The organism is Peptostreptococcus sp. MV1, assembly GCF_000758885.1.
Lineage (GTDB): Bacteria > Bacillota > Clostridia > Peptostreptococcales > Peptostreptococcaceae > Peptostreptococcus.
The window spans coordinates 1-7,997 of sequence record NZ_JRNB01000115.1 but is presented as its reverse complement, the minus strand read 5'-3'; the positions used below and the strand labels follow the sequence as shown (position 1 = coordinate 7,997).

Annotated in this window: 8 protein-coding genes and 1 pseudogene; all 9 read left to right on the top strand. The window is 41.2% G+C overall.

Annotated elements, in window-relative coordinates; genetic code table 11:
• Positions 1-162: 162 nt before the first annotated feature.
• Positions 163-447, top strand: a pseudogene (locus tag HMPREF1639_RS09145) (restriction endonuclease); the annotation flags it as partial.
• Positions 448-498: 51 nt separating this feature from the next.
• Positions 499-1,083, top strand: coding sequence for a Y-family DNA polymerase (locus tag HMPREF1639_RS09610; protein ID WP_330371708.1), 585 nt, complete (start codon positions 499-501; stop codon positions 1,081-1,083).
• On the top strand, positions 1,043-1,822 hold the full coding sequence (locus HMPREF1639_RS09605) for a DinB/UmuC family translesion DNA polymerase (protein WP_330371707.1): 780 nt from the start codon (positions 1,043-1,045) through the stop codon (positions 1,820-1,822). The genes HMPREF1639_RS09610 and HMPREF1639_RS09605 overlap by 41 nt, the downstream gene beginning before the upstream one ends.
• Positions 1,823-2,019: 197 nt before the next feature.
• Entirely contained in the window at positions 2,020-2,379 is a 360-nt protein-coding gene (locus HMPREF1639_RS07730; RefSeq protein ID WP_015512809.1) for an ArsR/SmtB family transcription factor, read from the top strand.
• A 59-nt stretch (positions 2,380-2,438) separates the two neighbouring features.
• Entirely contained in the window at positions 2,439-4,562 is a 2,124-nt protein-coding gene (locus tag HMPREF1639_RS07725; protein WP_036765188.1) for a heavy metal translocating P-type ATPase, read from the top strand.
• A 16-nt stretch (positions 4,563-4,578) separates the two neighbouring features.
• Positions 4,579-5,097 carry a DUF6921 family protein gene (locus HMPREF1639_RS07720; protein ID WP_036765185.1) on the top strand — a complete coding sequence of 173 codons (519 nt, stop codon included), beginning with the start codon at positions 4,579-4,581 and terminating at the stop codon, positions 5,095-5,097.
• A 10-nt stretch (positions 5,098-5,107) separates the two neighbouring features.
• On the top strand, positions 5,108-5,647 hold the full coding sequence (locus tag HMPREF1639_RS07715) for a hypothetical protein (protein ID WP_036765172.1): 540 nt from the start codon (positions 5,108-5,110) through the stop codon (positions 5,645-5,647).
• Positions 5,644-7,191 (top strand): FAD-dependent oxidoreductase, encoded by a 1,548-nt coding sequence (locus HMPREF1639_RS07710; protein WP_036765171.1) that lies wholly within the window; start codon positions 5,644-5,646, stop codon positions 7,189-7,191. The genes HMPREF1639_RS07715 and HMPREF1639_RS07710 overlap by 4 nt, the downstream gene beginning before the upstream one ends.
• Entirely contained in the window at positions 7,188-7,898 is a 711-nt protein-coding gene (locus HMPREF1639_RS07705; RefSeq protein ID WP_330371706.1) for a succinate dehydrogenase/fumarate reductase iron-sulfur subunit, read from the top strand. The genes HMPREF1639_RS07710 and HMPREF1639_RS07705 overlap by 4 nt, the downstream gene beginning before the upstream one ends.
• Positions 7,899-7,997: the final 99 nt, after the last annotated feature.

The window sequence follows — 7,997 nt, the reverse complement described above, 5'->3', positions numbered from 1 at the left end:
GGATAATGCTAATGGAAAGGTATAAAATACAAAAGGGCAACATCCATAGTTATCAGTTTGCTATGGATGCTGCCGTATAATTTAATAGATTTTGTTGATTTAAATTATCACCAACGTTATTTGACATAGAGCCGTTATGGATATCACGTAGATGCCGATGATTTTAGAACAACCAGAGTGGTTATTCAGTGTAAAAGATTTAATTCAAATCCAGTGAGTGAGCCGGATATCAATCAATTTCTTGGGGCGATGAACAAATATCAAGCCGATTATGGAGTATTTATTACTAACAGCCGATTTACCAATAAGGCAAGAGAGGCTGCGAGAGAAGGTACACCGATAACATTGATTGACGGAAATGATTTAATCAGACTGGTTATTAAATATGAATTGTATATAACACCAGTCACAACATATGTATTGGATGGTTTCTATACCGAGGATTGACACTAACGATAGCATAATTTACTCGAAGGAATATTTAGAAGGGGGCATAGAATGATGACAAAGCAAAAGACCTATATCGCAATCGACCTTAAATCATTCTATGCTTCTGTGGAGTGTAAAGAACGAAATCGTGACCCATTGACAACAAATCTTGTGGTTGCAGATAAGAGCAGGACAGAGAAAACAATATGCCTTGCGGTATCTCCGTCATTGAAAAGTTATGGGATACCCGGCAGACCACGCTTGTTTGAGGTCGTGCAAAAGGTAAAAGAAGTTAATAATACACGAAGGTGGAAAGTACCAAATCATACATTTGCGGGTTCGTCTGATGACAGTACAGAATTAAATGCGAATCCGGCATTAGAGATTGATTATATCGTTGCACCACCTCGTATGGCATACTATCTGGAGTACAGTACCAAGATTTACAGTGTTTACTTGAAATACATTGCTCCGGAAGATATTTTCCCTTACTCGATTGATGAAGTATTTAATGTCATATCGCCGGAAATTGTGGAGTCATCGCCCGATAACCGATTTCTGGAGAGTCGGAAATGGTTATGCGAAGAAGTTAGAGGAACACGGACTTTATACAATGGGCGATATTGCAAGATGTTCTATCGGAAAGCCGAATGAACTGTATAACGAGGAATTGCTGTACAAGCTGTTCGGTATCAATGCGGAACTGCTCATAGACCACGCTTGGGGATATGAGCCTTGCACAATGGAGCAGGTCAAAGCATATAAGCCGGAAACAAACAGTGTATCTTCCGGTCAGGTGTTGCACTGTCCATATGATTACGAAAAGGCAAAGTTGATTGTAAAAGAAATGACCGACCAAATGGTGCTTGATTTGGTGGATAAAGGACTTGTAACTGACCAGCTTGTGTTGACAATCGGCTATGATATTGAGAATTTAAGTAATCCGAACCTAAAATATCAATACAAAGGCGAGGTTACGATTGACCGATATGGACGCAAAGTTCCAAAGTACGCACACGGAACAGCGAATCTTGAGAAAAAGACTTCCTCTACTCGATTGATTACCAACGCCGTGATGGACTTGTATGACAGGATAGTTGACGAGCATTTGCTTGTACGCAGAATAACAATCACAGCGAATAAACTTGTTGATGAAAAATCCGTCAAGCAGGAAGATGAATACCAGCAACTCGACCTCTTTACCGATTACGAAGCACAGAGGAAGAAGCAGGCGGAGGAAGAAGAAAAATTAGAACGGGAAAGGCGTATGCAAGAAGCAATGCTGAGTATCAAAAAGAAGTTTGGCAAGAATGCTGTGTTGAAGGGAATGAACCTTGAAGAAGGTGCAACCGCCAAAGACCGAAACGAGCAAATCGGCGGTCATAAGGCTTAAACAAATCGGAATTTACAGGAAGTGTGAAAAGAAAGCCAAAACGGTATACTGGGAAAAAAAGATTAAGAAAAGAATAAAGAGCTGGTTTTAATTGTAAAATTTATGGGGAACTAACATCAGCTTATTGACATAAATTTAAAAATAAGTATAATAATAGTTGAGTAATTGTTCAACTATTATTATTTGGAGGTGAATATATGTCAAAAACGTCTTATATTTGTAATTGCGATGTAATTCATGAGGATATTGTGAATGATGTGAAATCCAAGATGCAGCCAAAAGATGATTATATCCAGTTGGCTTCTTTGTTTAAGCTATTTGGAGATGGAACTAGAGTACAAATCTTACACGCTCTAGAACAGAGTGAGATGTGTGTATGTGATCTTGCAGTGCTACTGGGGGTAACAAAATCTGCAATTTCGCATCAGTTAAAGGCATTACGCCTAGCGAATCTGGTAAAATTCCGTAAAGAAGCACAGATAGTTTACTACTCGCTGGCAGATGATCATGTGAAAGAGATTATTGACAAGGGATTTGAGCATCTTTGGCAGAAATAATATTTTTTAATATTATAGTTGAGTAATTGAACAATTAAACAAATTATAAGGAGATTATCATGAAACGCATATTTCTATTAAAAGGGCTGGACTGTCCAAATTGTTCTGCAAAAATTGAAAAAGAAGTCGGAGAGTTGGATGGAGTGCAATCCTCAGTGGTAAATCTGATGAAGCAGACGCTTACAATCAATGTTGCTCAGACAGCCGCAGATACGATAGCCAGTCAGATTGAAACGATTGTTCATAGTCATGAGCCCGATGTGGAAGTTTCTGAAATTGTACAGGAATCTTATATACCGGAAAAAAAGCAGGAGGCCAATGAATCCTATAACAATGAGGATAAGAAGTTGACAGTTCGTTTAGCGATTGGTGCAGCAATCTATGCTATTGGTATGGCATTGACTGTTTTTGCGAAAGTGCCACTGCCTATCGAGTTAGCTTTTCTCATTGTTTCTTATGTTATTCTTGGTGGAGATGTTGTATGGCAGGCTGTGAGGAACATTTCAAAGGGGCGTGTATTTGATGAACATTTTTTGATGAGTGTTTCTACGATTGGGGCTTTTGTCATTGGTGAATATCCAGAAGCAGTTGCTGTTATGTTATTCTATCAGATAGGTGAATTTTTTCAGTCATTGGCTGTTAAGCGTTCCAGAAAATCTATATCAGACTTAATGGATATACGTCCAGATTCTGCTACAGTAAGAAGAAATGGGGAATTGATTACCATATCTCCAGAAAATGTCTCCATTGGTGAGATTATTATTGTAAAGCCTGGTGAAAAAATTCCATTAGACGGTGTGGTATTGGATGGAGATTCTATGCTGGATACAAGGGCCTTAACAGGAGAATCAGTTCCGAGAAGTGTTCATAAAGGAGACGAAGCACTTTCCGGTTGTATGAATCAGACGGGTGTCTTAATGATTAAGACAACAAAAGCATTTGGTGAATCTACGGCTTCAAAGATTATTGATCTTGTGGAAAATGCGTCAAGCCGAAAAGCACCAACAGAAAATTTTATTACTACATTTGCACGTTATTATACGCCTGTGGTTGTAATCTTAGCAGCTATTCTGGCAATTCTGCCACCGATCCTTCTTGGTGGAGGTTGGACAGAGTGGATTCGCAGAGGATTTGTTTTCCTTGTGGTATCTTGCCCATGTGCATTGGTCATTTCAATCCCGCTGACTTTCTTCGGAGGTATTGGTGCGGCATCTAAACGAGGTGTTCTTGTAAAAGGAAGTAATTATTTAGAGGCGCTTAATAATGTCAGCATTATTGTGTTCGATAAAACTGGAACACTTACAAAGGGTGTTTTCAATGTGACTGATATTCTGCCTGCAAATGGATTTTCAAAAGAACAGGTTCTGGAGTATGCGGCCCAGGCAGAGAGTTTTTCTAACCATCCTATTGCAAAATCCATTCTTGCTGCTTATGGAAAAGAAATGGATCAGTCAGTGATTTCTGATTATAAGGAAATTTCAGGATATGGAATCAGTGTAATGGCAGGGGAAAAGAAAGTTTTTGCTGGCAATACGAAACTTATGGATACAGAATGTATAGAGTACACAACCTGTGAAAAAGTTGATACAAAGGTTTATGTAGCAGTAGATGGTCAATATGCCGGATGCATTTTGATAACAGATGAAGTAAAGCCGGACAGCAAAAAAGCAATTTCTGATTTGAAACATATCGGTGTGGAAAAAACAGTCATGCTTACCGGTGATGATGAAAAAATTGGGAAGTCTGTTGCAGAAGAATTGCAGTTGGATGAATATTATGCACAGCTGCTTCCTGACCAAAAAGTGGAAAAGGTTGAGCTTTTAGATGGTAAAAAGAGACCGGAAAGCAAATTGGCTTTTGTTGGTGATGGTATCAATGACGCTCCTGTCCTTGCTCGTGCGGATGTTGGTATCGCAATGGGTGGTCTTGGTTCAGATGCGGCCATTGAAGCTGCGGATGTGGTTCTGATGACAGATGAACCATCTAAGCTGGTGGATGCGATTGATGTGGCAAAAGCGACAAAGCAAATTGTCATGCAGAATATAGTGATTGCCCTTGGAATTAAGAGTGTGTTCCTGATCCTTGGTGCTCTGGGTATAGCTGGAATGTGGGAAGCTGTATTTGGTGATGTAGGCGTTACCATAATTGCCGTCTTGAACGCAATGAGGATTTTGAAAAAATAAGAAACGAGGTGGCAATGTGAAACGGAAATTGACTCTGTTAGCAGTTACAATTGTTTTTCTTGCAGTTTTCGGTGCACTTTTGCACTCACCGCCCTCTATGATTGATGCAGTCACAGGAGCAACACCGAAGTCAAAAAAGGCGGCTCAAGCCTCCGCACAGTTGGAAGGCTCTTATGTTCTCGGTATTAATATGATGTCAGATGGTCTCGACAACGAGAACACCCGGAATAAATTAAAAGAATTGGCACTGGACGATTCGGAAACAAATGAAACAGATCTCATGAAAACGGACATTAGTTTTCGGTTATATGTATCTGAGACGGATTATCCGCTTGTCAGTTATGCTAAGAAACTCTGTGACAGGTTGGAACAGGCCGGTTTCTCCGTAGATCTGAAAGAGTACAGTAACACAATGATGCTATCAAGAGTGGTAAGTGGAAAGTATGATGTATTCCTGGCATCGGATGATTTTATTGACGTTACAACGCTAACACAGATGGACTATATGATCATGGACAGCGAAGAAATGAGGTGAGCGGGAATTTATGAGAAAATGGAATACGATTTTGTCTGTTTTAATGCTTCTCATTTTTATGATTCATGGAATCATGGGAAGCTTTATGCTGAACGGAGTTGGAAGTAGCGCAGGGAAACTTCTTGCATGGATTGGTGTTGGTATTCTTGTTGTGCATACGGTGATGGGTACCGTCCTGACAGTTCAGAGTTTACAGACAGCGAAGCAATCCGGAAAAATGTATCTGAAACAGAACGCCATATTCTGGGCGAGACGAGCCAGTGGGCTGGCAATACTGATCCTGCTGTTCTTCCATATTGGCTTGTTTGGAAAGGTGCAGAATGGGACATATATTTTGTTCCCTTTTACAACGGTAAAGATGGTAACTCAGCTTTTGTTCGTGGCGGCAATCTTTGTTCATATTTTTATCAATATCCGCCCATTGCTCGTATCGCTGGGAATCATCAGTTATAAAGAACGAAGGGGTGATATTTATTTGATTCTTTCGGTGCTCCTTCTGTTTATAGCGGGCGCAGTTATTTTCTATTATATTGGGTGGCAATATCTATGAGTAAGACAATTATTATTATTATAGGTGCTGGACTGGCAGGGCTTTCAGCGGCTTTGCAGGCAGCGGAAAATGGATGCAATGTAAAACTGGTTTCCTCCTTTCCATCAGAGCGGGCGCAGTCTGTTATGGCGGAGGGCGGTATCAACGCAGCTTTGAATACAAAAGATGAAAACGACAGTCCCGAAGAACATTTCACAGATACAATAAAGGCGGCTTGCGGTCTGGCAGACCCAAATGCAGTTTGGGGAATGACACAGGCAGCACCGGAGCTGGTGCACTGGCTGTTAAAACTTGGAGTTCAATTTAACATGAGCGGCTATGATGATGTGGATCTGCGGAATTTTGGCGGGCAGAAAAAGAAAAGGACTGCTTTTGCGCAGAGCGATACCGGGAAACAGATCATGACAGCTATGATAGACGCTGTTCGCAGGAAAGAAGCATCTGGTATGGTAGAACGGTTCAGCCATCATTCTTTCCTAACACTTCGTCTGTGTGACAATATTTGTTGTGGCTGCGTAATCAGGGATGAATACAGTCAGGAGACTGTGGAATTACCGGGGGATGCGGTTATTGTTGCCACCGGTGGTATGCACGGATTGTTTGGAAATACAACGGGTTCGCTGAGCAATACAGGAGAAGTCACCGCAGAATTGTTCCGGCTTGGTGTTCCTCTGGCAAATGGCGAGATGATCCAGTATCATCCGACAACTGTGAAATGTGGTGGAAAACGCATGCTCATCAGCGAGGCGGCCAGAGGGGAAGGTGGCAGGTTGTTTTCTATGAAAGATGGAAAACAATGGTATTTCATGGAGGAAAAATACCCGGAGCTTGGAAATCTGATGCCACGAGATATTACCGCCAGAGAGATATGGAAGGTCAGCCATAAATCAGAGGTATTTCTTGACATGACGGAAATATCGGACGAGATTATTTCAAATAAGCTATCTGGTCTGGCAGACGATTGTATGACCTATCTGCATAAAGATATACGAAAGGAACCGGTGTCTGTTTTACCGGGAATTCACTATTTTATGGGAGGCATTCTGGTGGATGAGCAGCACAGAACGCCGATTCAGAACCTTTACGCTGCCGGAGAATGCTGTGCCCAATATCATGGTGCCAACCGTCTTGGTGGAAATTCTCTGTTAGGAGCGTTATACGGAGGACGTGTTGCGGCAAAATCAGCATACGAACAGGCAGATGTAGTAGATCTATCTTGTGCGACACAGATAGATTTTCCACCAGCGTCTCAAATTTCAGAAATAAAGCAATTAAACAAAGTGATGCAGGATACTATGGGCGTTGTCAGAAATGAGAATACGTTGTTAAATGGGATTCAAACGGTACAAGCGCTGACAGGAAATCTTCCATTGCTTGGCATGGCAGTTCTAAAGAGTGCTCTTGCAAGAAAAGAAAGCCGTGGTGCACACTGGCGGGAGGATTATCCGAAGAGCAATGACGATGATTACCTTAAAACAACAGTAGCCAGATTTGATGGAAAGCAGATACAGATTTCCTTTGTACCTGTTCCAGAAAGGCGGTGATTCACTTGGTATATAAAATAAGAATCAGGCGGCAGGAGAGTCAGAAATCAGACAGTTATTGGCAGGAATTTGAATATGACGGAAGCAAAAACAGCTCTGTTGCCACTGTTCTAAAGGAATTGAACAGTAGAACCCCTTTGAAAGATAACTCAGGAAATATAGTTACTCCCATCAGCTGGGAATGTAGCTGTATGGTGCGAAAATGTGGGGCTTGCGCCATGCTGATTAACGAACGTCCGAGGTTGGCATGCTCTACATTTCTACATACGTTAAAAGGTTCTACAATCATCTTGGAACCTTTAAGAAAATTTCCGCTTGTAAGAGATTTGATCGTTGACCGGTCAAATCTGTTTGAAAATTTGAAAAAACTGAACCTTTGGCTTGAAAGTGAAGCTTATATGAATCCGTGGACACATGAACCGAGATACCAGTCGGCACGCTGTCTGATGTGTGGCTGCTGCCTTGAAGTGTGTCCTAACTTCTCTGCAAATGGGACTTTCGCAGGCGCTGTTGCTGCAGTCAACGCATTTCGGATTCTGAATGAAGAACAGGAAAGCACTCATTTGAATGAGATTTCTGCTGAATATAAGAAGAAATATTTTGAGGGATGCGGGAAGTCGTTATCTTGTCATGATATTTGTCCGATTGGTTTGCCTGTGGAAGAACTGCTTGTAAGGTCGAATGCAGCGGCTGTTTGGGGCAAATAAAATGGATGATAAAAGCTATAATGAATGTATGAAGAGAATCAAAAACGGTTGTATAATATTTAGCGTTGGTGAGAGAAAAAATTCTCTCCCAACGCTAAA

Excerpts from the sequence above, each read along its gene's own strand:
- HMPREF1639_RS07715 (WP_036765172.1), top strand. The coding sequence starts at position 5,108 with ATGAGAAAATGGAATACGATTTTGTCTGTTTTAATGCTTCTCATTTTT.
- HMPREF1639_RS07725 (WP_036765188.1), top strand. The coding sequence starts at position 2,439 with ATGAAACGCATATTTCTATTAAAAGGGCTGGACTGTCCAAATTGTTCT.
- HMPREF1639_RS09610 (WP_330371708.1), top strand. The coding sequence starts at position 499 with ATGATGACAAAGCAAAAGACCTATATCGCAATCGACCTTAAATCATTC.
- HMPREF1639_RS07730 (WP_015512809.1), top strand. The coding sequence starts at position 2,020 with ATGTCAAAAACGTCTTATATTTGTAATTGCGATGTAATTCATGAGGAT.
- HMPREF1639_RS09605 (WP_330371707.1), top strand. The coding sequence starts at position 1,043 with ATGGGCGATATTGCAAGATGTTCTATCGGAAAGCCGAATGAACTGTAT.
- HMPREF1639_RS07710 (WP_036765171.1), top strand. The coding sequence starts at position 5,644 with ATGAGTAAGACAATTATTATTATTATAGGTGCTGGACTGGCAGGGCTT.